This is a genomic window from Thermoanaerobaculia bacterium (genome assembly GCA_035593605.1).
Taxonomy (GTDB): domain Bacteria; phylum Acidobacteriota; class Thermoanaerobaculia; order UBA2201; family DAOSWS01; genus DAOSWS01.
Genome location: DAOSWS010000020.1, coordinates 45,747 through 70,575, shown reverse-complemented (window position 1 = coordinate 70,575; position 24,829 = coordinate 45,747). Strand labels below are relative to the sequence as shown.

The following is a 24,829-nucleotide window of genomic DNA, read 5'->3' as shown; positions in this document are numbered from 1 at the left end:
AACCTCAGGATACACGCCGCTTTTCTCTTTTTCCACACTTTTTGAGGGTACCTCCCGCCCCTTTGACCCCTGCACGACCTGGAGTGTCCGCGTACCCTTACGAGACATCCAGCCGGGAACCTACACCATGAAAATCATCGCAGAAGATATGGATGGGGATTTTTCGGTGATACATGAGCAGGAAATAGTAATTTCGCAGGCAAGAACAGCGGAAGTGCTACAATAATAAGTAATCAGTAATTGATGGGGGTGCATATGAAGATGAAATCAACGATCCTATTTATCGCACTAATGCTTGTATCATGTTTCATAATGGCTCAGGCTCAGTCCTGCCCCACATTGATGAAGCAGTGGAACGCTGGTCCATGTAGGGCAGTGGGAACCTCTGGCGATCACATTATCTATGGTTCTGGAGCCAAGCTAATCTGCGGTGAGCTTGATGAGAATCAGGCAATAACAGAAATATCAGAGATACTGATGCCAAGCTCAATACAGGACATTGCCATCAGAGGTGATCTTGTAGCTTCAGCCTGTGGCTTTGCTGGAGTTCAGCTGGTTGATATATCCGATCCCCTTTCCCCACAGTATCGGGGTCGCATTGAGATGGATTCCCAACAGGCATACCGTGTCCTTTTTGATGGCGATCAGGCTTACATCCTCACACGTGGGGGAGCAGGATACTCGACATTGTCCCTCTATGACTGTTCTGACCCTGACGCACCATTCTCTAAGATGGACCTCCAACTACCATCGGTTGCAAGCGATATGGTTATCCACGGTTTAAACCTTTATGCTGCAAGTTTGAATGATGGTCTGGTTATCGTGGATATTTCCTACTCTATTCCAATCCTGATAGATACAGTATTTGAAGCTCTAGGAGCACGTGCCCTTACGTTAAACGATGAGATACTGTACGTTGCACAGGGTGGGTATGGTGTGAGCGTTTTCGATCTTTCCGCTCCAGATTCCCCTCAGTTGGTGGAATATGCAGAGGTAACCGGTTCCTCAGATTTCATTACCTCATTCGGCAACTATCTCTACGTTGGAACAGAAGAGAATGGAATCCACATCTTAGATCGCTCTGATCCCATACATCCTGTCTACCTTTCAACGCTTGATGCAGAAACACCCTTGCTCGATTTTCACAATAACAATTCCTACCTTTTTGCCTCCTCATTGACACAGGGACTGACACTGTACAGTTTGTCTGATCCTGAGATTCTCGAGCAGATTTCTACGATTGCTATGCCGGGGGAAGTTGTGAACATGATCCAGATGGGATCAATCCTGATAGTAAACGAATATCCTTTCGGGGTAAAACTATACGAGATATCAGAAGACTATGATCTTGCCCTGGTCGATGTAATTCCGGTTGATGATCGCTTTATCATGACGGTTCAAGAGCCGTATCTTTTCGTTTGTGAAACAAGTACAGGGTCTCTTGCCATCTATGATCTCTCTGACCCTCAGAATAGTATCCAACTCGCCACGATGAACCTTGGCAGTGTAAACGCAATGGAGGCAAATGATTCTCATCTCTTCTTCAGTTCAAACGATGGAGTCAAAGTCGTCGATATCACCGAACCTGAATCACCATCAGAACTCCTGATCATCCCGTACTCCTGCCTTGATCTTGCTGTCTATGAATCGTTACTTGTAATTGCTCCCAATGATCTCAATACTGGAATAAAGGTTTTCGATATTTCTGATCTGGGAAACCCCCTTCTTGTCTGGGAGTGGGGTGAATACTACTACTATAACGTGGAAATAGATGACCATTACGTATATGTGTCTTCATCCGGAAAACTTAACGCTGTTGACTATCACCAAAATAGTTCACATCCGGGAGTAGTTTCCAAGCGGGTTGCAAGCTATCACGGAGATCTTTCTGTGGTTTATCCTCTGGCTTCCATTGTGGATTACAACTATGACGCAGTGGACAAACTGTATATCTTTCCTATCTTGAATCAGGGATTTGGAATTGATGCCATCGGGATGGCTCCTCTCAATGGAATAGCAAGTGGTTGCTTTATGGAAGACTCGCACGTATGGGTTGCTATGGATGATGCAGGGTTGGCTCTGTATGATCTTTCTAACTGCAAGCAACTCCCAGATGTCGATTTTTCTTCTCTGCCCGATTCATTGGATATCATGGTTCGACAGATGGTGCGTTTCTCTGATCAATCCGACAACTACCCGACCAGCTGGCATTGGGATTTTGGTGATGGAACTACGTCTGAAGAGGAAAATCCTATCCACTTTTTTCAGGAGCCGGGCGTATATCAGGTGACACTTTCTGCAACCAATATTTTTGGAACAGCATCCAGAACAAAGATTATTGAGGTGATAGAGAACACAGAAATACCTCCAGTAAGCTTGCAGGGTACCTATACCTATATCCTTCCCTCTGCTGGTATCGGTAATGGATCAAAAGCCTCCTACTGGAGTTCCATGGTTCAGATGTACAATGCTTCAGCTGTTGCTGGTGATGCACCCGTTTATCTCTACTATATGGAAGAGAGAGGGGGAGCAAGCATGTTGGCGTCAGCGGAAGTGTTTATCGCTGCTGAATCGTCACTGCGGTTTGACAACATCCTTGAGGCAGTCTTTGGTAAGCAGGCTTCCCGTGGTGCACTTCTTATTAGCTCTACCGTTCCTTTGACTATTGCTGCGTCTGTAATCAATACAACAGATGAGGAGGGGATTCTTGCACAACGAATCCCAGTTGTAAAACCTTCCGATCTTCTGGGATGTGCGGAAGCTGGATCAGTCGATTTTCTGTTTCATGATCAGCCTGTCCGAGTCAATGTCGGGATTATCAACATGAGCTTTCAGCCGTTGCAGATATTCATTCCTCAATTTGTAAGCCTCTACACACTGGAAATCCCACCACTCAGCTATCGGCAACTGGATCATATGTTTCAATACACAGATGGTGTCCCTCCCCGAATTACCGTGGAAGCGTATGGTGATAATGCCTGTGAAGGAGGCTATTTCGCCTTTGTCTCCGTGATCGACAATCGGAATGGAAACCCGATCTACTTTCCCATCCAACAACCATAATGAAACAGCTATTCCTTTCGATCCGTGTAATTGCGTTCGCAGGAATCTTGGCTCTTCTCATGATGGCTGGAAATGTGTACAGTCTGGTATCAGACGTGAGGGCGAGCGGTGGGTATCTCTACGTAGTTTCTAGTTCAAAAACCGAGATATATGATCTTTTGGAGACCCCTCCTGAGAGGGTGGGAATTATCTTCTATTCCGAAAGCAGTATCCCGATCAATTCGGTTATTGCCAATAACCATATTTTCATCTACTACTATCACGCAGATGACCAAAATGGTATCCGAATCTACGATCTGAAAACACCCGAATCACCCCAATTACAAAAGGATATTTCATTTGTGGATAACCTGATACAGGGTGGTTTTTCAGCTAACTCAAATACTGTATTCAGCCCGCGTGGACAGTTTAATGCTTATGGTGATTACCTGTTTTTCTCCGGCACAGTTAGCTTGATTACACCAAATTACACATACGACTATAAAGCTTATCGATATCACGTTCCAAGCGATGATCTGTTTCAATATTCCTTTTTTGTCAGTGGCTATTTGGAGGAAGAATGCAGTTCAGGAAGCTCCCAACCTCTAGCATTTCAGAATGATTTTGTTACCGATGGAAAATTCTTTACTATTTTTCAAGATTTAATTGCACACACCACTACCTATCTGGATGCGGTTACCTCTGATCCATGTTTTATGAATGAAGGACTTTGGTTGACATTCTATGGTGGACATAGTGGACCATACACACCAATAGATGAGATGATTTTGTCTCATTGGACAGGACCGAGTGGTGAACCGAGTAATATAGCCGGATCAGGAATTGCCATGTTGGAACTGTGGCATTATCCCGGCTACCAGTATTTTTTCAGTGATTTTCTGTGCACCTATGCAGCCACTCATGATAGCTCCATCGGTGAGTTAACGCCTGAAAACACTGTGGATGATGTACAACAGATCGTAGTACATAACGGGGAAATCTACATGTCATCCTATTACACTCATTCCATTGCCCACACCTATCTCTACAAGGATTGGGGGATTTACTGGAGTTGTGCTGATTACTGGGAGTTTTATGATATGGACACCCACCCGTTTGGCATGGCTGCAGCCAATGGAACTCTTTATGTGGCTGGTGAAGACCACTATTATGAGTTCCCTTTGGTGAAACCAGATACAGAGCTGCCTGAGGGTGAAATCTATTCGGTGAAGATGGATGGGGGTATCTTTAACGTTTCTGGTAAGGCCTGGGACAGTGAGGGAATCAAGCAGGTCACTGTACGTCTGGATCATGCGTACCAGTTCCTCGCCGATAGGGTGCAGGAGGACTGCGAACCCGCAACGAGCACAGGAGGTCATGACCGCCCCTTTGACCCCTGCACGACCTGGAGTGTCCGCGTACCCTTACGAGACATCCAGCCGGGAACCTACACGATGAAAGTGATTGTCGAGGATATGGATGGGGATTTCTCCGTGATTTATGAAGAGAATATTCAAGTTCCAGGGCCAAGATCAATATCAAGTGTTCAGAAACCACGGAATTATCTTGGTACCTTGGTATTGGTAGGGGAAGTTATACATTAGCTAAGATTCACTGGTATCCTTTAAGGCATGCGATCGCTTCCTGTTTTTGCCCTGGTTATTGCCCACATCGTTCTGGCGGGACTTACCCTGCTCTATTCCTGGGGTTACTTTGCATTGCTTCTCACGCTCTGGGCCGAGGGCTTTATCATCGGGTTCTTTAATCTTGGGCGCATCTTTCTCGTGTGTCTCGGGGGAGAACCGTTCGGGAAGCATGTCGGGGTGGAGGGATGGGCTGCCCGGTTGTTGTGGGCCATTGTTCTTTCCGGTTTCTTCATGGTCAAATATGGCGGCCTGGTGCTGGGATTTGGGATATTTTCCCTGATCCTTCCCGGCATCATGGCAAAAGAAGCAGGGGGAGATGGTCTCAGGGAGATCATGGATGGCCTTTCGTCCGTGACTACGGGAGTCCTCATCGCCTCGTTGGTTTTCTTTCTCAGTCACGGGACTTCTTTTTTCATAAACTATATCGGTCGAAAGGAATTCAAGAAAGACAACGTAGTTTCCCTGTTATTCTGGCCCTACGCCCGAATGGCAGCCATGATCTGCATTGTCGTTATTGCCATTTTTGTCTCTGTCGCCTGGGTTGGTTTGCTGGAATCTGCGACCTTTTCTTTTGTGCTTGTATTCCTGAAACTTGGCATCGATCTTTTTACCCATCGAGTGGAACACAGGAGAGCGTTTCTCCAACAACCCTGATCCTCTGTCGTCCAACTGCGAGAAGCATTATTCAGATCTACTTCGGGATCGTGAAGGTGCGTTCCCAGCGGGTTTTGGTAAAGAAGTTCGGGATGACGGATAGAAAGTTTTTCACCTTTTGGCCGAAAGTGGCGTTGGGGTTATATGGAGGAGCTTCGTAGGACCAGTACGTGATCCAGGGTTTCCCGATGACCCGGTCCCTTGTCACCGTGCCCCATCCCCGGCTGTCCCAGGAGTTGTCGCGGTTGTCTCCCATGACGAAGTAGGCGCCGTTTGCAATCTTCAGGGGACCAAAGGCCGATCCGGGGCGTCCTCCGGCTTCATAGCGCGCCCAAGGTTCTTCCAGTGGTTTTCCATTGATATAGATCGTTGTTCCGGATCCCGATATGATCTCCCCAGGCAGGCCGATGACCCTCTTGACCAGAAGGATCTTTGGGTCTTCCACTCCCTTGATGACCACGATGTCTCCCCGGTCGATCCTGGACTCCAGGGGAAGGACGTTCTCCATGAACGGGAGGGCCCGGGCCCGGTAGATGAATTTATTGACGATCATGTGATCCCCGACGAGGATCGTGGGGACCATCGATGGGGTTGGAATCTGGTAGGTCTGAAAGATAAAGACCTTGACAAAGGAGGCGAAAATCACAGCAACCAGGAGAGCTTCGTAGTACTCCCTGGTTTTGGAAATCTCTGGCTTTTCCTTTCCCTTGCGGTCCTCGCTCCGCCCCGATATTTTCTTCTTCATGCACCTCTTGTACGAATTTTCTGTGCATTCTGTTGCACACACCTTGACTCTCCCCGGATCTGGTTGCGGGAAAATTCTTTTCTTCGCTTGAAATTGAATCCTTTCTAGCCTATCCTCATACCATGGTGTTTCAACGGGAAGGATTCTAAATTCATGGAAGGAAATGCGCTTCAGGGTATTGCGCTGATCATCGTACTGGGAATAGGTGTTCAATGGATTTCCTGGAGGTTTCGTCTGCCTTCAATTCTTTTGCTTCTTCTCGCGGGCATTCTTGTGGGACCCCTGACCAACCTTCTCAATCCGGATCATCTCCTGGGAGACATTCTCTTTCCCGTGGTTTCCATTTCGGTTGCCATCATTCTCTTCGAGGGGGGGATGAGTCTTAAAATCCAGGAACTGGTCCGTGTCGGAACTGTCGTTCGAAACCTCGTAAGTATCGGAATTCTTGTTACATGGATCCTCGTAACCTTTCTGGCCTGGACGGTACTGGGAATGTCCTTCCGTCTCTCTCTTCTTCTTGGAGCCATTCTTACGGTGACCGGTCCCACCGTTGTGGTCCCTCTCCTGATGCAGATCAAACCCAAGGGAAATACCGCCGCGATCCTGAAATGGGAGGGCATCGTCAACGATCCCATCGGCGCCGTGCTGGCCGTTCTGGTTTTTGAAGCAGTGCGTGTTGGAAGTATCCATTTAGCCCCGGCGGTGATCCTTGTCGGGGTCTTTAAGACAATCCTGATTTCCATGCTTTTCGGAATCACGATTTCCATCGGCATGATCATGATCATGAAGCGCCACTGGGTTCCCGATCACCTGGAGAATCCCTTTACCCTGATGGGCGTGGTCGGAGCCTTCTATTTTTCAAATCTATTTCAGCCCGAATCAGGGCTTCTGACCGTAACCCTGATGGGTATCATCCTTGCAAACCAGAGGGTTGTGGATATTACGCGTATCGTCGAATTCAAAGAAAATCTTCGAACAGTGCTGATTTCCTCGCTCTTCATTATCCTGGCGGCCCGCCTGAAACTTGAACATCTTCTCCAGATTGACTGGATGACCCTCGCTTTTCTCGGGCTGTTAATTCTCCTGGTCCGGCCCCTGGCCGTCCTGGCTTCCACGGTGGGGGTCGGATGTTCTACAAGGAATAAGGTCATGCTCTCCTGGATGGCTCCCCGCGGAATCGTGGCGGCGGCTGTAGCCTCTTCATTTTCACTCTCTCTTCAACGGGCAGGGATCCCGGGAGCAGAGCAGATCGTTACCGAAACCTTCTTCGTGATTATCGGTACGGTTCTCATCTACGGGGGTACGGCTTACCCCCTTGCGCTCAAACTGGGTATTGCGTATCCCAAGCCACAGGGAATTCTCGTCATCGGAGCCCATGAGTGGGCCAGACATTTGGCTCTGATGGTCCAAAAGGAGGGATTCAGGGTCCTGCTGGTGGACTCCAACCCACTCCATATCGAGCAGGCCATTGCTGCGGGCCTCGAAGCGGTGCAGGCAAACGCACTTTCACCCCATACGACGGAATCCCTGGATCTCAGCGGGATTGGCCGAATGGTGGCTCTGACGCCGAACGAAGAAGTGAATGCCCTGGCCTGCCTCCGTCATGAAGAAATATTTGGGAGGGCCAACTGCTATCAGCTGGTTCCGTCCCATGTCGAGGGTACGCGTCGACGGGTGGAAACCTCCGGTGTGCTTCGAGGTCGGGGTCTCTTTTCCCCGTCCGCCACGCACGACGCCATCGAGAATCGGCTTCTGGAAGGAGGAGAATTCACCATCTTCCCTGTCCAGGCAGAATCCGACATTGCCAGGATGCAATCCTTCGTGGCTGCCGGCGCGCTTCCCCTCCTGGTCATTCACGACGATAGGGAACTTGAAGTGTTAACGAGTGATACAAAGCCGACCTGGAGAGAAGGACAGCGAATTCTTACACTCCATTCATCGCGATCTCAACATGTTCGAAATCGAAAGGGCGGGCTGAAAACCGCGGAGCGGCCTTGACGGAACGGTCCATATCGAATACCGTACATGAGGCAGGCAGTTTCACCAGAAGGGGAGATCTTCACTGATGCAAACCCATCGTCATCTTCGGAGAATGTTGCGAGTCGGCCTGAGCCGGATGCAAAAAGACAGTCTTTCAGAATTTTCCAGCTCTCTCCGTCACCTCGAATTTCATGTCTCACGGTTTTGCCGGAAGCGGTATGATCTGGAGGAATCTCTATTTTCTTCAACGGGCAACGTGATCTTTACCGATTTTCTTTCGGTGCGGCGCCTTGCCCGAAAGATCAACGACCGGAGAAATACGGCACTCTTTCCTGAACTTGCCGTTCGTGCGGGAGACCTGAATGCCATGGGTCTCATTGATGAGATCCTCCACTATGTCATCACTTTGTATATGGAAGAAGCTGGAAAAACTGTATGGGCGGATGCGCTGTCCTTTCTGAAAAACGACCTGGGTGACGAAGAAATCCATTCCCTGCTGATCCGTTTTCTGGAAACCTTTCCTCCCCAGGCTGTCTACCGTGGGGATGTGAGCGTTCAGGATTATCTTTCCGGAAGGGTGGAGGATCGACCTGCAATCGAGGTGGCGTTGGAAGAACTGGTCATGTTATGGGTTGCCAACATGAATCCCGCCACACAGCCTTTCCGGGAACTCTTTGATGACAGCACGCTTTCCTTCAGTTCCAGTTATGGGGATGCCATCCGAAGCCTCACTCGTTTCTTCCATGAAAAGCCTCCCTTTGGTCCCGATGCGCTTCCCCTTCTGGATCTGCTGAGAGATCCGGCCCTGGTCGAACCCTATTCCCTGGCCGGACAGCTTCGCTACATTCAGAGGAAATGGGGATTGTGGATCCGTGCCTTCTATTCCAGGATCCTTTCCGCCTTCGATCTTGCGCAGGAGGAGGAAAAGCAGCACGGGTTCGAAGGACCCGGTGAAATGGATATCCTGGCCCACAGGAAAACCCTTTCCGATGCGGCGATGGCTGACGAGGAAAGGTTTACCGCAGATCGGGAATGGATGCCCAACCTGATCCTTCTGGCGAAAAGCACGCACGTCTGGCTTCACCAGCTTTCCGTCCATTACGGGCGGGACATCCGAACCCTGGATGCTATTCCTGACGAGGAACTGGATCGGATCTCCGGAAATGGTTTCACGGGGTTGTGGCTGATCGGGCTCTGGGAGCGGAGCCGTGCATCCAGAGAAATCAAGCGTCGCTGCGGAAACCCGGAGGCTCTGGCCTCCGCCTATTCACTTTCCGCTTACGAAATTGCGGAAGATCTCGGCGGATGGAATGCACTGGAAAACCTACGCCAACGTGCCGCTGCCCGCGGGATCCGTCTGGCATCGGACATGGTGCCCAACCATATGGGAATCGATTCTCCCTGGGTCATCCACCATCCGGACTGGTTTATCCAGAGGTCAGAAAGTCCCTTTCCTGCATATAGGTTTACCGGGGAAGATCTTTCTCCAGATCCGGGAGTTATGATTCAGATTGAAGATCATTACTACGATCGTACCGATGCGGCCGTGGTGTTTCGAAGAGTGGAGCGATCTTCGGGTCATACCCGGTACATCTACCATGGAAACGACGGTACCCGGATGCCGTGGAATGATACAGCACAGCTCGACTACCTGAAAGCGGAGGTGCGGGAAGCTGTCATCCAAACCATTCTCCATGTAGCCCGCTCCTTTCCCATCATACGGTTCGATGCCGCGATGACCCTTGCGAAACTGCACTACCAGAGGCTCTGGTACCCTCAACCCGGGAGTGGAGGAGATATCCCATCCCGGGCCGAGCATGCCATGACGCGGGAAGAACTGGACGCGCATATGCCGCAGGAGTTCTGGAGGGAGGTCGTGGACCGCGTGGCGGCCGAGGCTCCGGACACCCTGCTGCTGGCTGAAGCCTTCTGGCTTATGGAGAGTTATTTTGTCAGGACGCTCGGGATGCACCGCGTGTATAACAGTGCGTTCATGAACTGCCTGAAGAGGGAAGAGAATTCAAAGTATCGGGCCTACCTGAAACAGGTACTTGAATTCAACCCGGAAATCATGCGCCGTTACGTTAATTTCATGAATAATCCGGACGAAGAAACGGCCGTGGCTCAGTTCGGGAAGGGAGACAAATATTTCGGAATCTGCACGATGATGGTCACCCTTCCGGGCCTCCCCATGTTCGGTCACGGCCAGGTGGAAGGATTTGAGGAAAAGTACGGCATGGAATACCGTCGTGCCTACCGGGAAGAACAGCCGGATTCCTGGCTCGTCGAACGGCATCGACGCGAGATCTTTCCTCTACTGAAGCTGCGGCATCTCTTTTCCGGTGTTTCGCACTTTGTTCTCTACGATTTCTTCACGCACCACGGCAGTGTGGATGAAAATGTCTTTGCCTATTCCAACCGTTCCGGAGAAGATCGCTCCCTCGTGGCCTATCACAATGCCTACGCATCGACGTCGGGATGGATCCGTACCTCAGTATCCTTCCGCGAGATCTCGGGAGGACCGGACGGAGAACGGGATCTTGTGATGACGACCCTGGCAAAAGGGTTGAATATCCCCGGCCGATCCGATCAATTTCTTCGGTTTCGCGATGCGGTGGGGGGACTTGAGTATCTGCAATCCTGCAGTGAAATCGGGGAGAGAGGACTCTACCTTGAATTCCATGCCTATGGCCGCTATGTATTTGTAGACTTTCAGGTGGTTCAGGAGCAGGCAGACGGACGGTACGGGAGGTTGTCGGCCATGCTTCAGGGGAGAGGTGTGCCTTCCCTTGAGGAAGCCATGGAGGAACTCCTTCGGCAGCCCATCCTGGAGAGTTTTCGATCTCTCCTTTCCACTGCCGTTCCGGGTCCTTTCCTCCAAATAACGACAGGAGAACAAAAACCGGAAGGGTGGGAGGGCTATCTCCACGCCCTCTCCGGCAGCCTTCAACAACTCATCCGGGAGCCCAGTGTCGGAGGGGACGGAGGGATCGTTTCAGACCATATGATTCCTGATCTGGGCCGCCTCCTGGACTATGGAACCCTGCCCGGCCCGGAAGGGGATGAAACGGACGGAGGAGGCAGCGGAAACCCCTTCCAGGAGCGGTCGGTTAAGGTTTCCGTCCTTCTCTGGATTCTCTTCCGATGTCTGGGCGGTGAGCGAGACCAGAAAGACCGAGAATTGGCGGCCTGTGAGGTAGTGAGCCGGTTTCGCCTTCTTGATCTCGTTTCGGGCCGTCTCGATGAAATTGGTTTTGCTTCGGGGGAAATTTTGACCGTGCGGGGTGTCGTACCGGTACTCCTGGAACATGACCCTTACCTTTCCCGGGAAATTTCAGGGTCTCGCCAGGAGGCCGCCCTGGTCCGCCTCCTTTTCCGCAATCCCGCGGCACGGAAGGCCATGGGAGTGCACCGGTACCTGGACGATCTATGGTTTAACCGGGAGGGATTCGAACGCCTGACGACAGCACTCACCCTTGCGAACCGTATTGCCCGGGACCGCCGGGCGCAACAAATATCCGATGAAGAAGAACGGAACATGGAGGACATCCTGTACCCGCTCCATCATTTTCATCAGGAGGCCGAACGGGCTCATTACCGTCTTGTTCCCTTTCTGTCCGCCCTGTCTTCCACGGGCCTGAAAAAGAAGAAATCCGCTACGAACCGGAAAAAATAAGGATTCTCAGGGTAGTAGTTCCGTTTTCTGGACCGGTCCATACAGACGCTCGTACTCCCAGGAGGATCGAAGAACCTCTTTTACAAAGAGACGGGTTTCCACGTAAGGAATCATTTCAATCCATTCTTCCGGGTCCAGTCCGCGGGAAGCAGACTGCCATCGGCGGACCGCACCCGGACCCGCGTTGTACGCAGCCAGGGCCTGGTAGGGCCTGCCATGAAGATTGTCGGGAAACCGTCCGATTAATTGGGAAAGGTAGGAGAACCCAAGTTTGAGGTTGGTCTCCGGCTTCAATAGACCTCGACGGCCGGGGTACGGGATTCGAAGGGATCTCGCGAGGGTGCGAGCTGTAGAAGGCATGAGCTGGGTGAGGCCCAGGGCTCCGACTCCCGATTGGGCCGCGGGATCGAATCCGCTTTCTCTTCTGACAAGACTGAAGACCAGGTGGTGATCAAGGCGGAACGATCCTGCCGTTTCCAGAATTTCATCAGCGTACCATCTGGGATAGGCCAGCGGCCAGAAAGCCTCAAAAGGCGGGGATTCTACTCCTTTCAGGGTACCGGACAGGCGTGTGTACAGAGTGTGGAGAGATTGTCGCGGTTTTCCCGATGCCGCCTGGAGCAGGCTTATGCGAAAGGCCTGTACATCGCTCTTCTCCTGCTGCTCCAGAATCACGATTGCCTCTTCGAAGAGTCCTGCTTTCACAACCACACCAACGACTTCATCCTTCATCAGGGTATCAAATGCATGCCGGATTTCGTCCGTATCACGAAAATCATCGGATCGGCGAGCGGGACTTGCCATGAGCCGACGGTTCGCCAGATGTCCGTAGTAGGTGAAGGGGGAAGACTGAACAACCTGTTCCCAGAGGGAACGGGCACCGGGTGTATCCTTAGCTTCCTCCGCCCATCGGCCCTGCCAGTAGAGTATGGGTACCGTGTAGGGAGACTCCGGAAGCGCGTCCCTGAGAGTCGTAAACGTTGCAAGGGCGCGGTCCCGTCTGCCTGCACTTTCGTAGGTCCAGGCCAGGAGCCAGGCGGCTTCCTGAAACCGGGAGACGGACGCACCCATGTCCACGATCCTCTTCAGATGACCAATCGCACGATCTGCCTGGTCTCGAGCCCTGGCCTCCAGAGAGAGGATATAGTGCACCTCCGAGACGCGGTCCCGGTCAGTCCCGGAACGATCAAACCACTGCCCCAGCTCTTCAAGGAGCTCGTACTGGTTGCGGTATCTGCCCCCCTGGAAGCGAATCCAGGCAGCCTCATCCATCAGGGTTCCCGGCTGTAATCGCTTCATCAGACGGCGTGCCTGGACTCCCGCCCGGTAATGCTCACCCCGTTCAAGAAGCAACCGGGCCTGAAGAAGATCATATTCTTCGCGCAGAGTGGGGGAGAGCTTTCCCGTGTGAATGGTATCCATGGCTCGTTGTGCTTCCCGGATCAGCCCGGAGCGCTCCAGCGCGCGGGGCAGAGCCAGGAGAGTGTCCTTGATGCAGGATTCTTCTCTTTTGCGGGAAAGCAGCCAGCTGGCAGCCTTTCGCCCCCAGGGACCGCCGGGATCCGCCTGCCACAGGGTACAGGCTTCTGTCGCTGCGGTATCAGGCGCACCCAGCTCGGATTGTGACTGTACCTTGATCCATTGGATTCGGTATCGCTGGCTGCTATCCGGCCAGGATTGGAGATATGCGTCGGCGAGCGTGGCGACACTCTCCCAGGCTTTATCTTCCCGGAGCACGTCAATTTGCTCCGCCATGACAAGAGAATGGAGAGAAGAGGGCAGTCCAAGTTCGAACGATCGGGCGAAGGCCTTCCTGGCTCCTGCAGTGTCCTTTGATTCAAGGAGGGAACGGCCCCGGAGGAGGTAGGCAAAGGAAAGGGCCGGATCGTTGGAGGATGGTAATTCGGGAAGCACCGCAAGAGTGGATTGTGCTTCCCCGGATTTTCCGGCGCGGAACTGCTGAGCGGCAAGGGCCAGCCTTGGATAGAGATTCTTTGTGTCCATGGGAGATGCTAAACGTTTCAGACAGGCTGTTCCTTCGGCCGTATTCCCGGTGGCGAGTCGTGAATAACAATAGGAAAGGGAAGAAGAATTCTCTGCTATTCCTGCAGAGAGAATAGGAGGGAGAAGAAGGATAAGGAGGATCCAGGTCCGGTTAGGCAAGAGAGGCTGTCGTTCCGGCATATCCCACCACTCTATCATGGTATGTCAAGTTGGAAAGAAAAGGGAACGAATGCTGGCTCAGGCTGAATTGGATTTCTGAAACCGAAATATGTTCAGAATGGCCAGGGGATCCCCTTCCCGGGTATAGAGGGGGAGAGACTCCACATTGGAAAGAATATCGGATCCATCTCTCTTGCGCAGCCTGCATTCCATCGTTTTTAGTTTCCTGGAGCGAAAGACCTCCTCGATGGTATTCTCTATTCCCGACGGATCGTCGCAGAGAAAGATATCAGTACATTGAATGGCTTCCTTTGCCGCATTCATGGGGTAGGGATACCCCAGGGCCCGGGAAGCGGGAAGGTTGATCGTGATCAACAGGCCGGAAGGATTGCAGAGAATGATAGGGTCCGGGAATGAATCCACGATCGCCCTGTAAAGTGATTCTTTCCTTTCCAGCTCGGCATGGGCCAGGGTGGCATCGGTGACGTCGATATTGACACCCACGATACCGGTGATGGATCCCTTATCCCAGATGGGTGAGATGATGTTTCTCAGGTGCTGGACTGAATCGCCAACGGGATAGTGAACGACTTCGTCCACGATCTTACCGGAACTGGCCCGTTGATTGTTGGAAAGCCATCGACCAAGGATTTCTTTGTCCGGAGCGATCTCTCTGGGATGTTTCCCGATGACGTCCCCCCAGTGGGCTTTGCAGGTGGAATTCTGAAGGGTATAGCGGTCTTCCATGTCCAGCGCGAACACGTCAAAGGGGATACTTTCGACGATGGAGTGAAGAAGGGCCTCCCGTTCTTCCAGTGCCCGCAGGGCATACTTTCTGGGGGTGATGTTGATCAAGATTCCTGTGAGGGTTTCCTCCTCGACCACCGCATGGAGAAGAGCGGTAATCTCTTTTCCCGACAGGGTGACCAGCTCCAGCTCCAGTCCGTGGACCATGCCATCCCTTGCAAGCATGTCCAGCATTGCGATACGTTCTTTTGGGTTTTTATAGTGCCGTCTAACATCGCTTCCCTGCATGTGCTCCGGGCCCATATATCCCATTTCTTCCGCGAGGTGACGGTTGACATACTTAACCATTCCGTCCAGGGTGGTCTGAAAGACCCCCACCGGAGCGTTTTCCGCCATGTATCGGAAGCGCTGTTCCGAGGCCTTCAGCTCGGCCATCAGGAGCCGGTAGGAGGAAATGTCAGTAACAATTCCAAGGACGGCTGTTTTTCCCTGGTATTCGATCAGTTTTGTATTATGGATGGCATAGATCCTTTTCCCGGTCCGGGTGATGAGCTCATACTCCGACGTGATGAGATCGGCGGATCCCTTCAGGTGTTGAAGGTAGTTGGTGCGGAGCTGCTCCTGGTACTCCGGGGCGATCAGTACACGGAAATCGAAATCCGGCGCATAAAACTCCTCGCGGGAATACTCCATGATCCGTTCGCAGGCCTGGTTGGCGTAGACGACCTTGCCCCCGGAGTTGATGAAGATCATGTTGGGGGATTCTTCCGCCAGGGTGCGGAAGTGCTGTTCCGCCGACCAGAAGGCTTCTTCCGCCCGGACTCTCTTGAAGATGTGGTTAACGAGTCGCTCCACAATAAAAAGATGGGGAACGAGGACTTCCTTCTCCCATTCCAGGCAGATGTAGAAGTCCATCCCGGCATCTAATAAGGTATTGAGTATTTCCGGATGGCTGTCGGAAACGACTGCCAGAATGACGCTGGTTCTTCCGACGGCATGAGACCGGATCCGCTCACATTGATTAGCTGCATCCTGTAGATTCTGGGAAGCATCAATAATGACAAGGGAAAAGGGATGCTCATCCAGGACGGCGAGGGCGGCATGGATTTCCCGGGCAACGGAAAGATCATGATCCCTTTGAAGAAGAGCTTCCTGGAGAGAGCCCAGACGATTCAGGTCCGATGAGAGGAGCAGCGTTCTCATGACATATGATCCATGATCATGATGTGGGAAACCTGGAAGCCTGCCTTCATCGTGTGATCACCTTATCGATTTTGGCATAAGTTGTCAAGATTCCGTCCACGATCACTCTTCGCCTCTGGTACAATCCAAAGGAGATTCTACCGCGGAAGGAGAAGAAAATCGATGATACCGTCCGACTTCCTGTCCCTGTGCACCGCTCTGGGTTTGGTCACCCTTCTTTCCATTCCTGAAAACCTTCGGGATTATCCTCCCACCCGAAAGGAAGACCGGAGCGAAGTTATGCACGGTTTGACCATACGTGATCCCTTTCGCTGGCTTGAAAGTGGATCTTCCGATGAAGTGAAAAACTGGGTTGCCGAGCAGGAAAAGCTGACACGTGCCTACCTTGATAACCTGCCGCAGAGGAAAGCTCTCCAGGAGAGGTTGGAATTGTTATGGCGATACGATGATGAGACTCCCCCCATGGAGGTCCTGGCTTCATCCCGCCAGTTCTTCTGGCTCAAAAAGCATGACGCGGAGAAACGAATCTACTGCACAAGGGCCGATTCCGATGGGGAAACCCTTATCCTGATCGACCCCAACCAGTGGAAGGATGAGGAAACAGTGGATTCCGTCACTCCATCCCTGGATGGATCCCTCCTTGCCTTCGGAAAAGCTCAGGGCGGAGATGAGCGTCCTGTGGTCCAGGTGATGGAAGTTCCATCAAAGAAAATCCTTCCGGACAGGCTTCACGGTCTCAGGCAGAATGTGAATGCGTGGTTACCTGACGGTTCAGGTTTTTTCTATACCGCACATCCGGAGAAGGGAGAAGTGCCGGATGGAGAGGAATTTTACTGGCATTCGGTCTACTTTCATAAGCTCGGAGACACGCCGGATAAGGATAAGCGGGTCTTTTACCATGACTCGGTCAAGGAATACTACCATGGCGCTCAGATCACAGAGGACGGGACCTATCTTATTCTCTACCGCTGGGAGTTTGACAAAAACGAGGTCTTCTTCCGAAAGCTGGATTCCAAAGAGCCGCCGATTCCCCTCGCGGTGGGCTTTGATGCAAGCTATGCCGTCGATGAACATGACGGTACCTTCTTTATCCGGACGGATTGGGATGCACCAAAGGGGCGCGTCATGGCTGTTTCCGCGAACTCTCCCTTTCGGAAAAACTGGAAGGAGATCATACCGGAAAGTGCCGACACCCTTGAATCGTGCCAGCTTATTGGGGGATACCTCTACGCGACCTATATGCACGATGCCTCCACGCGAATTAAGATTTTCAAACTCGACGGCTCGCCCGTCAAGGAGCTTTCTCTTCCTGGAATCGGGTCGGCGGGAGTGTGGGGGTATATGTCGAAACCTCCAGTCTGGGTTGCCTACGAATCCTACAACCAGCCCGACACGACCTATACCTACGATCTCAAGAAAGATCACCTGACCCTCGTCCACCGCTCGCCTGTAAAGATGGATCTAAGCGCTTACATCACCGAGCAGGTATGGGTCACATCAAAAGATGGTACCCGGCTCCCCATGTTTGTAGTCCGTCCGAAATCGATGAAAAAAAAGGCCCGTTATCCAACGCTGCTCACCGGCTACGGAGGGTTCAATATTCCCCAGACGCCGTCCTTTTCGACGATCTACGGAGTCTGGCTCGAAGCGGGAGGAATCCTGGCCGTTCCCTGTCTCCGCGGAGGAGGCGAATATGGTCGGGAGTGGCATGAATCGGGGATGCTTGACCGGAAACAGAATGTCTTTGATGATTTTATCGCCTCGGCGGAGTGGCTGATTAATCACCATTACACGGATTCTCGCCACCTGACGATCATGGGCGGAAGCAACGGTGGACTTCTCGTGGGAGCTGCTGCGGTCCAACGGCCTGACCTGTTCGCTGCGGTTCTCTGTCAGGTTCCCCTTCTGGACATGGTCCGCTATCACACTTTCGGTCTTGCCAATATCTGGGCTGTCGAATATGGAAGCTGTGAAGATCCCAAACAGTGCGGGTATCTCTACCGATATTCTCCCTATCACAATGTGAAAAAGGGAGTAAAATACCCTCCCATGCTGATCACGGGAAGCGAAAACGACGCGCGGACCAACCCTCTCCATGCACGGAAGATGGTGGCGATGCTGCAATCGACCGATCCTGAAGGTGGTCCCTTTTACCTTCTCCAGGAAAAGGCTTCAGGGCATGGGGGAGGAACAACCTTATCGAAACTGGCCTCTCAGTGGTCTGACAATATCTCGTTCTTAATGGCGGGATCGGGAATGAAATTTCCCCAGGAAACAAAAACTTCACCCGATAAAAGGTGAAGAGTAACAACGAAATAAACTAGTGGGCCCCGGAGCTCCGGGGCCCTGATTGTTGTCCTTAGATCTTGGCCACCCTCGTGGCTTTGGGACCTTTCGGACCCTGGGTAATCTCAAACTCCACGGCCTGTCCTTCGGCCAGCTTGCGATAACCGTCTTCCTGGATGTCAGAATAGTGGACGAATACGTCCTCGCCATCCTCACTCGTGATAAAGCCATAGCCTTTGGAGTCATTGAACCACTTCACGGTCCCTTTGGTCACTGCTGCTACCTCCTGAATAATTTAGAAACTTAAGGAGGTTTGTAAAACGTACGGCAAAGGGTAAAACTTTACAGCCGGTACATCCAAACCTTCTTAACCTTCAACCGTAGTATGCCATAGACAAATTGTCTTCGTCAATCATGGATCGCTTGGATAAACCTTATGGTATGATTGCCGGGAAGGCACCCGAGGGATGGAAAGGAGAGATTCTATGTTCGAAACGGCGGAAATTGGTTCAAGCATTCCAAAAACGGAATATGAAAAGGAAGCGGCGGAACTTCGAATTAAGCTGCTGCATGCGCAGGAAAAATTAAAAACAGCCGGTTTCCCGGTACTTCTGCTGATCAATGGTGTGGATGCAGCCGGTAAGGGGGATGTGGTCAACACGCTGCACGAATGGATGGATCCGCGTTTTCTGTTGACCTATGGGTTTGGTGAACCTACCGACGAAGAATCTCAGCGGCCTCCGTACTGGCGATTCTGGAGATCTCTGCCCCCCAAGGGGCGAATCGGAATCTTTTTTGGATCCTGGTATTCCGCTCCCATTCTTAAGAGAGCCTATGGAACCATGGGGAAGGGCGATTTCCTCGCATCACTGCAGAGGATCCGGATCTTCGAGAAAAAGCTGGTGGATGACGGCATGCTTCTGCTGAAGTTCTGGCTCCATCTTGGAAAAAAGGAACAAAAGAAAAGGCTCAAGGCCCTGGCAAAAGAACCGAATACAGCCTGGAGAGTGACTTCGCAGGACAAGAAACACCTTAAGCTGTACGACACCTTCCTCAAGGTGGACGAACAGGCGATCAGTGCAACAAGCACGGGAGCGGCTCCCTGGACCATTGTGGAGGCAACCGACCGGCGCTACATGCATGTCACGGTGGCCCGAACCCTCCTGAAGGCTCTGGAAAGACAGTTAAGACGGGTACAGAGGCGCAAAAAGTCTTCGGCGGCTTCTGCCTCCCGAATCGTGACTCCGGAAGAAGGCCCTACGATCCTTACGACCCTGGACATGGAACAGGACCTGGCGGACAAGGCCTATAAGAAACGACTATCCCGGGCGCAGGCAAAGCTGAACGCCCTTTCAAGGAAGGCAAAAAGTAAAGGTGTTTCCAGTATCCTGGTTTTTGAAGGGTGGGACGCGGGCGGAAAGGGGGGAGCCATCCGTCGGATTACGGCGGCCCTCGATTCCAGGGATTACCGGATTGTCCCCATCGCCGCACCGACGGACGAAGAACGTTCCCAGCACTATCTCTGGCGGTTCTGGAGGCATATGCCCGGAGCGGGAAGGATCACGATCTTTGACCGAAGCTGGTATGGAAGGGTCATGGTGGAGAGAGTCGAAGGCTTTGCCACGGAGGGGGAGTGGTCCCGGGCGTACGATGAAATCAACGATTTTGAGGCTCAGCTCACCGAATTCGGCTATGTGGTCGTAAAGTACTTTCTCCACATCACTCCGGAGGAACAGCTCCGGAGATTCCAGGAACGGAAGGCCACACCGTGGAAACGGTTCAAGATCACGGAAGAAGACTGGAGAAACCGGGAAAAATGGCCGGAGTACGAACGGGCCATCCAGGACATGGTTCAGCGGACCAGTACCACCGCGGCCCCATGGACCCTGGTGGAAGCGAACAGCAAGCGCTTCGCCCGTGTCAAAGTCATCGAAACCTACATCGACGCCCTGGAGAAGAGGCTAAAATAAGGGGTCAGGTCTTGAATTGCAACAATTTTAGCAGGTAAGGAGGATCAGAATCCTCCGCCGGGCGGTCGTCCGGGTCTTCCCTGTCGTTCTTCCCCCATACCGGGGCCTTTGGGTCTCCGATTCCGCATGTTCTCCATACGTTCCTGGAGAAGCTGATCGAAGAGGACCTTCTGCTGTTCGTCCAATAGTTTCCGGATTTCTTCATCCCCGGGGGAAGCACCCCGATGAGGCGGCGGCCCATCCATGTCTGTCTCACCCGATTTAGAGTGTCTTCTTCCCATTCCTTCCGGCGGTCTGCCTTCTCCGGAACCTCGAGGCCGTCTTTGCTCTCCTGGCTCGTACGTTCCGTAGTGCGCGAGAATTTTCCTCACAACACGCTCCTGCTCCGCTGTCAGCAGAAGACCTTCCCGAAGACGGAACATCTCATTCTCGATGGGGTCTTCAATCCTGCCATCCAGGTATTTTTTAAAGGCGTTCTTCTGCTGTTTGTTTAAAAGGGTCTCGATAGCCGTGACCCTCTCTTCCTCCCGTCTTTCGGCGGCCTGAATAAGATCCAGTGCACGCGTCCTTTGCTCGCCCCTTTCTTTCTCGGCCCGCTGGCGAAATCGGTCCTGGATTTCCGCTATCGCTTCTTTTTGAGATGCGGCCAGGTCCAGACCTTCCCGCAGGGCAAGAAGTTCGTGCTGGTCTGTTCGGTTCTGAATCCACGCCTCATAGAGTGGCCGCTGGGGTTCGGTCAGAATGGAGATCAGGTTTTGATCCATGAACGCCATTCTCTTGTCATAGGCCATCACGAGAGAATCAAAATCGCCACGGTAGTTCTGTCGATCCAGGCGGGCCTGGGCCTCCACAACCTTGAGAAGCTCACTGCAGCGATGTGTCTGCTCGTCCGAGAGCTTGAGAGCTAAACGAAGTTCATTAAGAGCGTTTTGCCCGGTTTCCTCCTCCAGGACGATGTCCTGGGCATGGCAGGGAATCGTGAAACCGGAAAAGAAAAGGAAGGATAACAGCAGGGAATGAAGATAGCAGCGAATATGAGCGAGGAACATAGTGACTCCTGAAATAAAGAATCGACGTTACTCAGGACGACAGGAAAACCAAAAAGGATGACAAAATTTGCTGTCGTACAGGGATTTGGAACCGATTTATTTCAGGATACGGGAATGTGGTATGACCCTGGTCAGAAGTGGAAAACCTGGCCGGCCTCTCCGGCTATAAGCCGGTTTCCCATGGTTTTGGCCAGACCCTTCGTTGCAGCATCTCCGGTGCAGTGGCAGGGTATGACCAGGTCCGGGTTGATGTTGTGAAGCTCGAATTCCGTTCTTTCCATTCGATCGGAAGATGCGTGAAGCATATGAAACCCTCCGAGGACCGCACGGATCTTCGAACCGGGGTTGAGATCAAGAATGTACTGAAGGGTGTTGATAACGCCGGCATGGCTGCAGCCCACACATACGATCAAGCCGGTTTCGGTCTCAATCCAGAGGGCCAGATCATCATCCATCGGATCCGGGTCACGCAGATCCGGGTGAAGAATGAATGCCCCTCCGGTATCTTCGTACCCGGTTGACCGTGGGATCGGGCCGGTCAACCCGATCCCATCGGAGAGGCGGCAGGGCCCGGTGGCCCAGTGAATCCGGGTGTCTGGAATCGATTCGAGACTGTAAAGGGAATCCGAAGGAATACCGACAGACCGAACATTTTTCCCGCCAGCTTCATGGCGGGGGAGGAGGGCTCCTGGATGACAATAAACTTTCACCCTCTGATTTTTCTGAAAAAGATCAGGTAACCCCCCTGTATGGTCGTAGTGGCCGTGGCTGAGAACGACATCATCGCAGGTGGAGAGGTCCACTCCCATAATGCGGCTGTTGGGGAGGAGGGCTTCACCCTGCCCCGTATCAAAGAGAATGCGCTTCTCCGGAGTTTCAATCCACAGGGAAAATCCATGTTCCTGCATCAGGCCATGGCCTGCGTGATCATCGACGAGGATCGTGATCCGAATCGTTTGGTCAGACCTTAAAGAGTCGGATTGGTTTGCTTCAGTGATCACAGATATTTTGTCCTCCCCGGAGGTTTCCTTCCAGGTATTCCGTGACCAGGGCTTCCGGGGTTTCCTGGGGTGCTCCTATGAAAACCCCGATATTGTAAGAAGAAAAGAGTCCCTGAGCCCTCTGCCCCATTCCACCCGCGATAATGAGTGAAGCCCCCCGTTCTGCAAGCCATTGCGGTAAGAGGCCGGGTTGATGGGGAGGGGCATCTACATCAGTCCTGTCTACTATTTTTCGCTCTTTGAGGTCCACATCAATGAGTGCAAATGTCTGGCAATGGCCGAAGTGCATGGACAACTTCCCGTCGGCGAGTGGTATGGCGATCTTCATAACTACCTCCTTATGAATTGTATCCCTATTTACAGGTTCAGGGGAAATACCGATCCCCTGCAGGATCCCATCTTCCTCGATTTGATCCTTGTTCATATAACGGTTCAGCCAGGAAAGGCAGGCTTCTTTTAATACTTTAACTGCAAGGAGCGCGCAATGCTGGTACTCCTGCGGCAATCCACCGAGGGCCAGAGATACCTCCTCCGGTTCAAGCCTCAGAATGGCAAGAATTGATCTACCTTCCGCAAGGATGCTGGTAATGCTTCCACAGGCCAGGGCTGAATCGCATCCATCCGTTTCGAAAGAGGCTTTTTTCACGGATTCGTTCTCAATTTGGATCCAGAATTCCATGGTGTCTCCACAGGGACCTTTCATCCTTGCATGTCCCTGAAAAGAATCCATAGGGCCCCGATTTCTTGGACTGTGTGCATGATCGATGGCATGCCGGGGGAGACTATTTCCATGTCTGTGGCTGTCCATTCAGGATTCCTCCTGCGTGATCAGATGGTCAAAGACCTTTCGGATATCCTCTGCGCACGGTGCGGCCTGTTCGACAACTGCGCGCTCCTCCAGCTGTGCCTGGGTAACTGACCGGTCGTACCGGATCCTTCCAGACAATGAGGCCCCGGCCTGGCGGGCTCCTTTCTCGATCCTTTCCGTCATGGCCGGATTCAGGTCCCACTTGTTCACACAGACGGAAACGGGAAGGGAAAAGTGCCGGCTCAGCGAGAGAACCCGCATCAGATCGTGTTCTCCGGACACGGTGGGTTCCGTCACGACGAGAACTCTTGAGGATCCTGTCATGGAAGCAATAACCGGGCAGCCGATCCCGGGCGGTCCGTCGATAAGTATCAAATCGATTTCACGTTCGCCCGCAATCCGCCTGGCTTCCTTCCGAACCAGAGAAACGAGTTTTCCTGAGTTCTCCGCTGCGATCCCGAGCCTGGCATGAACCATAGGACCACAGCGGGTTTCCGATATCATCCATTCCCCACAGACCACTTCAGGAAATTCGATAGCGCCTTCCGGGCAGAATTCGACGCATACACCGCATCCCTCGCATGCGATCGGGTCTACAAGATATGTGAACAGGTCACGGTCAGGGGCGGTTCGCACGATGGCTCCATATCGGCAATATTCGAAACATGTACCACAGGCAGAGCAATCGTCCTGGCGGATCTTCGCTTCATGTCCACCGGTGAACGACTGGCGTTTTCGGACGTCCGGAGACAGGACAAGATGGAGATCGGCGGCATCGACGTCACAATCGGCAATGACGGAATGGCCTGCCAGAACTGCAAATGAGGCGGTAATGCTGGTCTTACCCGTGCCGCCCTTTCCGCTCAGAATTACGATTTCCCTCATGAGTCACCCTTCGTGAAGGGAGCCCGGGAATCGGAAACTCTGTAATAAAATTGGTGTTCACTTTCCACAACAGTGACAGCTCCTGTCTTGTGCAGTCGCTCAAGGTGTTTGATGGCTTCCAGAATGGGAATGGCGATTCCCTGAGCAACGTCGGCGATCGTACAGGGCCTTCGCATCAACAGGTTAAGAATCTCTTTGTCGGAGGTTTCGGAATGGGGGGTGTGCGAACAGGGGTGTGCCGGCATAAATTCAGCGATAATTTCCGCTGGTGTTTTGAATAGATCCAGCAGATCCAGGAGTTCCTTTCGAGGTACAGGACGCACAAAGGATTCGGAAGGGGGACGGTGGGCCGTATTCAGCTGAACCCGGGCCGGCTTTATCCATGCAACATGGTCCGCGATCCGTCTCACGTCAGATCGATCATCGTTTATTCCGGCCACAAGAAGGATTTCCAGCCATACTTCGCCGGGAAAATCTTGAGTAAATGTCGAAATGCCTTCCACCATGCGATCAAAGACGAGGTCCGTATGGGGTCGATTCACCTTTTTGAAAGTATGCATATTCCCTGCGTCGAGAGAGGGAAGGACAAGATCGGATTCCATCAGCGATTCCCGTACTTCCGGCATCCACAGAAGAGACCCGTTGGTCAGAACCGCAAGGGGAATATTTGTGATCCCCTTAATTTCCCGAATGATGCGGCCGAGTCCTGAATGGAGCGTCGGCTCTCCGGATCCGGCAAGGGTGATGGTGTCGGGAGGTTCGGACGATGAAAGTTGTCTCTCCAGGTCGGTTTTCAACTCTGTGACGGAGGTGAGCACGGTGCGCTGGATGGTTTTGATTGTGGTTCGGCCGAGCTGACAGTAGATGCAGTCAAAGGTGCATACCTTGTAAGGAACGATATCCACTCCGAGGGAGCGGCCAAGCCTGCGGGAGGCCACCGGCCCATAAAACGAACACTTCGGAAGTTCGTTCAC

At 52.4% G+C, this 24,829-nt stretch carries 17 protein-coding genes; 8 read left to right on the top strand and 9 right to left on the bottom strand.

The window, feature by feature from the left end:
* From PLD04_10855 to PLD04_10840, 4 genes are all read left to right on the top strand, one after another.
* Nucleotides 1–226, top strand: a 226-nt coding sequence (locus PLD04_10855) for a hypothetical protein (protein ID HXK68835.1), incomplete at its 5' end; no start/stop codon positions are given.
* A 35-nt stretch (nt 227–261) separates the two neighbouring features.
* Nucleotides 262–3,063, top strand: coding sequence for a PKD domain-containing protein (locus PLD04_10850; GenBank protein ID HXK68834.1), 2,802 nt, complete (start codon nt 262–264; stop codon nt 3,061–3,063).
* Complete coding sequence (locus PLD04_10845) at nt 3,063–4,646, top strand: hypothetical protein (GenBank protein HXK68833.1); 1,584 nt, start codon at nt 3,063–3,065, stop codon at nt 4,644–4,646. Before PLD04_10850 ends, PLD04_10845 begins: the two co-directional genes overlap by 1 nt.
* Before the next feature lie 27 nt (nt 4,647–4,673).
* The gene (locus tag PLD04_10840) at nt 4,674–5,342 is read left to right on the top strand and encodes a DUF6498-containing protein (GenBank protein ID HXK68832.1); all 669 of its coding nucleotides are present in this window, start codon (nt 4,674–4,676) and stop codon (nt 5,340–5,342) included.
* Between the two features lie 37 nt (nt 5,343–5,379).
* Here PLD04_10840 and lepB read toward each other — a convergent pair whose 3' ends face one another.
* Nucleotides 5,380–6,087: a signal peptidase I gene (gene lepB, locus PLD04_10835; GenBank protein ID HXK68831.1), complete on the bottom strand. Its 708-nt coding sequence runs from the start codon at nt 6,085–6,087 to the stop codon at nt 5,380–5,382.
* 153 nt (nt 6,088–6,240) lie between these two features.
* Here lepB and PLD04_10830 point away from each other — a divergent pair, with 153 nt between their 5' ends.
* Both PLD04_10830 and PLD04_10825 read left to right on the top strand, forming a co-directional pair.
* On the top strand, nt 6,241–8,085 hold the full coding sequence (locus PLD04_10830) for a cation:proton antiporter (GenBank protein ID HXK68830.1): 1,845 nt from the start codon (nt 6,241–6,243) through the stop codon (nt 8,083–8,085).
* Between the two features lie 67 nt (nt 8,086–8,152).
* Complete coding sequence (locus tag PLD04_10825; GenBank protein ID HXK68829.1) at nt 8,153–11,743, top strand: alpha-amylase family glycosyl hydrolase; 3,591 nt, start codon at nt 8,153–8,155, stop codon at nt 11,741–11,743.
* A 6-nt stretch (nt 11,744–11,749) separates the two neighbouring features.
* Here PLD04_10825 and PLD04_10820 read toward each other — a convergent pair whose 3' ends face one another.
* Entirely contained in the window at nt 11,750–13,927 is a 2,178-nt protein-coding gene (locus PLD04_10820; GenBank protein ID HXK68828.1) for a transglycosylase SLT domain-containing protein, read from the bottom strand.
* A gap of 57 nt (nt 13,928–13,984) precedes the next feature.
* Nucleotides 13,985–15,856: a PAS domain S-box protein gene (locus PLD04_10815; GenBank protein ID HXK68827.1), complete on the bottom strand. Its 1,872-nt coding sequence runs from the start codon at nt 15,854–15,856 to the stop codon at nt 13,985–13,987.
* 162 nt (nt 15,857–16,018) lie between these two features.
* Between PLD04_10815 and PLD04_10810 the strand changes: the two genes are divergently transcribed.
* Nucleotides 16,019–18,157: a prolyl oligopeptidase family serine peptidase gene (locus tag PLD04_10810; GenBank protein ID HXK68826.1), complete on the top strand. Its 2,139-nt coding sequence runs from the start codon at nt 16,019–16,021 to the stop codon at nt 18,155–18,157.
* A 58-nt stretch (nt 18,158–18,215) separates the two neighbouring features.
* On the opposite strand, the gene PLD04_10805 is transcribed toward PLD04_10810, so the two are convergent.
* Nucleotides 18,216–18,416 carry a cold-shock protein gene (locus PLD04_10805; GenBank protein HXK68825.1) on the bottom strand — a complete coding sequence of 67 codons (201 nt, stop codon included), beginning with the start codon at nt 18,414–18,416 and terminating at the stop codon, nt 18,216–18,218.
* A gap of 211 nt (nt 18,417–18,627) precedes the next feature.
* Between PLD04_10805 and pap the strand changes: the two genes are divergently transcribed.
* Nucleotides 18,628–20,112, top strand: coding sequence for a polyphosphate:AMP phosphotransferase (pap, locus tag PLD04_10800; protein ID HXK68824.1), 1,485 nt, complete (start codon nt 18,628–18,630; stop codon nt 20,110–20,112).
* Between the two features lie 44 nt (nt 20,113–20,156).
* Here pap and PLD04_10795 read toward each other — a convergent pair whose 3' ends face one another.
* The 5 genes from PLD04_10795 to PLD04_10775 all read right to left on the bottom strand — a co-directional run bounded on the left by PLD04_10795 (nt 20,157) and on the right by PLD04_10775 (nt 24,829).
* Complete coding sequence (locus PLD04_10795; GenBank protein ID HXK68823.1) at nt 20,157–21,161, bottom strand: hypothetical protein; 1,005 nt, start codon at nt 21,159–21,161, stop codon at nt 20,157–20,159.
* A gap of 131 nt (nt 21,162–21,292) precedes the next feature.
* Entirely contained in the window at nt 21,293–22,162 is an 870-nt protein-coding gene (locus tag PLD04_10790; protein HXK68822.1) for an MBL fold metallo-hydrolase, read from the bottom strand.
* Entirely contained in the window at nt 22,152–22,970 is an 819-nt protein-coding gene (locus tag PLD04_10785; GenBank protein HXK68821.1) for an iron-sulfur cluster assembly scaffold protein, read from the bottom strand. The genes PLD04_10790 and PLD04_10785 overlap by 11 nt, the downstream gene beginning before the upstream one ends.
* On the bottom strand, nt 22,971–23,855 hold the full coding sequence (locus PLD04_10780) for an ATP-binding protein (protein ID HXK68820.1): 885 nt from the start codon (nt 23,853–23,855) through the stop codon (nt 22,971–22,973).
* Nucleotides 23,852–24,829 (bottom strand): radical SAM protein, encoded by a 978-nt coding sequence (locus PLD04_10775; GenBank protein ID HXK68819.1) that lies wholly within the window; start codon nt 24,827–24,829, stop codon nt 23,852–23,854. Before PLD04_10775 ends, PLD04_10780 begins: the two co-directional genes overlap by 4 nt.

What these genes read in the sequence shown, in the direction of transcription:
- PLD04_10810 (HXK68826.1), top strand. Translation starts at nt 16,019, where the DNA reads ATGATACCGTCCGACTTCCTGTCCCTGTGCACCGCTCTGGGTTTGGTC.
- PLD04_10780 (HXK68820.1), bottom strand. Translation starts at nt 23,855, where the DNA reads ATGAGGGAAATCGTAATTCTGAGCGGAAAGGGCGGCACGGGTAAGACC.
- PLD04_10820 (HXK68828.1), bottom strand. Translation starts at nt 13,927, where the DNA reads ATGCCGGAACGACAGCCTCTCTTGCCTAACCGGACCTGGATCCTCCTT.
- lepB (HXK68831.1), bottom strand. Translation starts at nt 6,087, where the DNA reads ATGAAGAAGAAAATATCGGGGCGGAGCGAGGACCGCAAGGGAAAGGAA.
- PLD04_10785 (HXK68821.1), bottom strand. Translation starts at nt 22,970, where the DNA reads ATGGACAGCCACAGACATGGAAATAGTCTCCCCCGGCATGCCATCGAT.
- PLD04_10825 (HXK68829.1), top strand. Translation starts at nt 8,153, where the DNA reads ATGCAAACCCATCGTCATCTTCGGAGAATGTTGCGAGTCGGCCTGAGC.
- PLD04_10815 (HXK68827.1), bottom strand. Translation starts at nt 15,856, where the DNA reads ATGAGAACGCTGCTCCTCTCATCGGACCTGAATCGTCTGGGCTCTCTC.
- PLD04_10850 (HXK68834.1), top strand. Translation starts at nt 262, where the DNA reads ATGAAATCAACGATCCTATTTATCGCACTAATGCTTGTATCATGTTTC.
- PLD04_10795 (HXK68823.1), bottom strand. Translation starts at nt 21,161, where the DNA reads ATGTTCCTCGCTCATATTCGCTGCTATCTTCATTCCCTGCTGTTATCC.
- PLD04_10845 (HXK68833.1), top strand. Translation starts at nt 3,063, where the DNA reads ATGAAACAGCTATTCCTTTCGATCCGTGTAATTGCGTTCGCAGGAATC.
- pap (HXK68824.1), top strand. Translation starts at nt 18,628, where the DNA reads ATGTTCGAAACGGCGGAAATTGGTTCAAGCATTCCAAAAACGGAATAT.
- PLD04_10830 (HXK68830.1), top strand. Translation starts at nt 6,241, where the DNA reads ATGGAAGGAAATGCGCTTCAGGGTATTGCGCTGATCATCGTACTGGGA.
- PLD04_10840 (HXK68832.1), top strand. Translation starts at nt 4,674, where the DNA reads ATGCGATCGCTTCCTGTTTTTGCCCTGGTTATTGCCCACATCGTTCTG.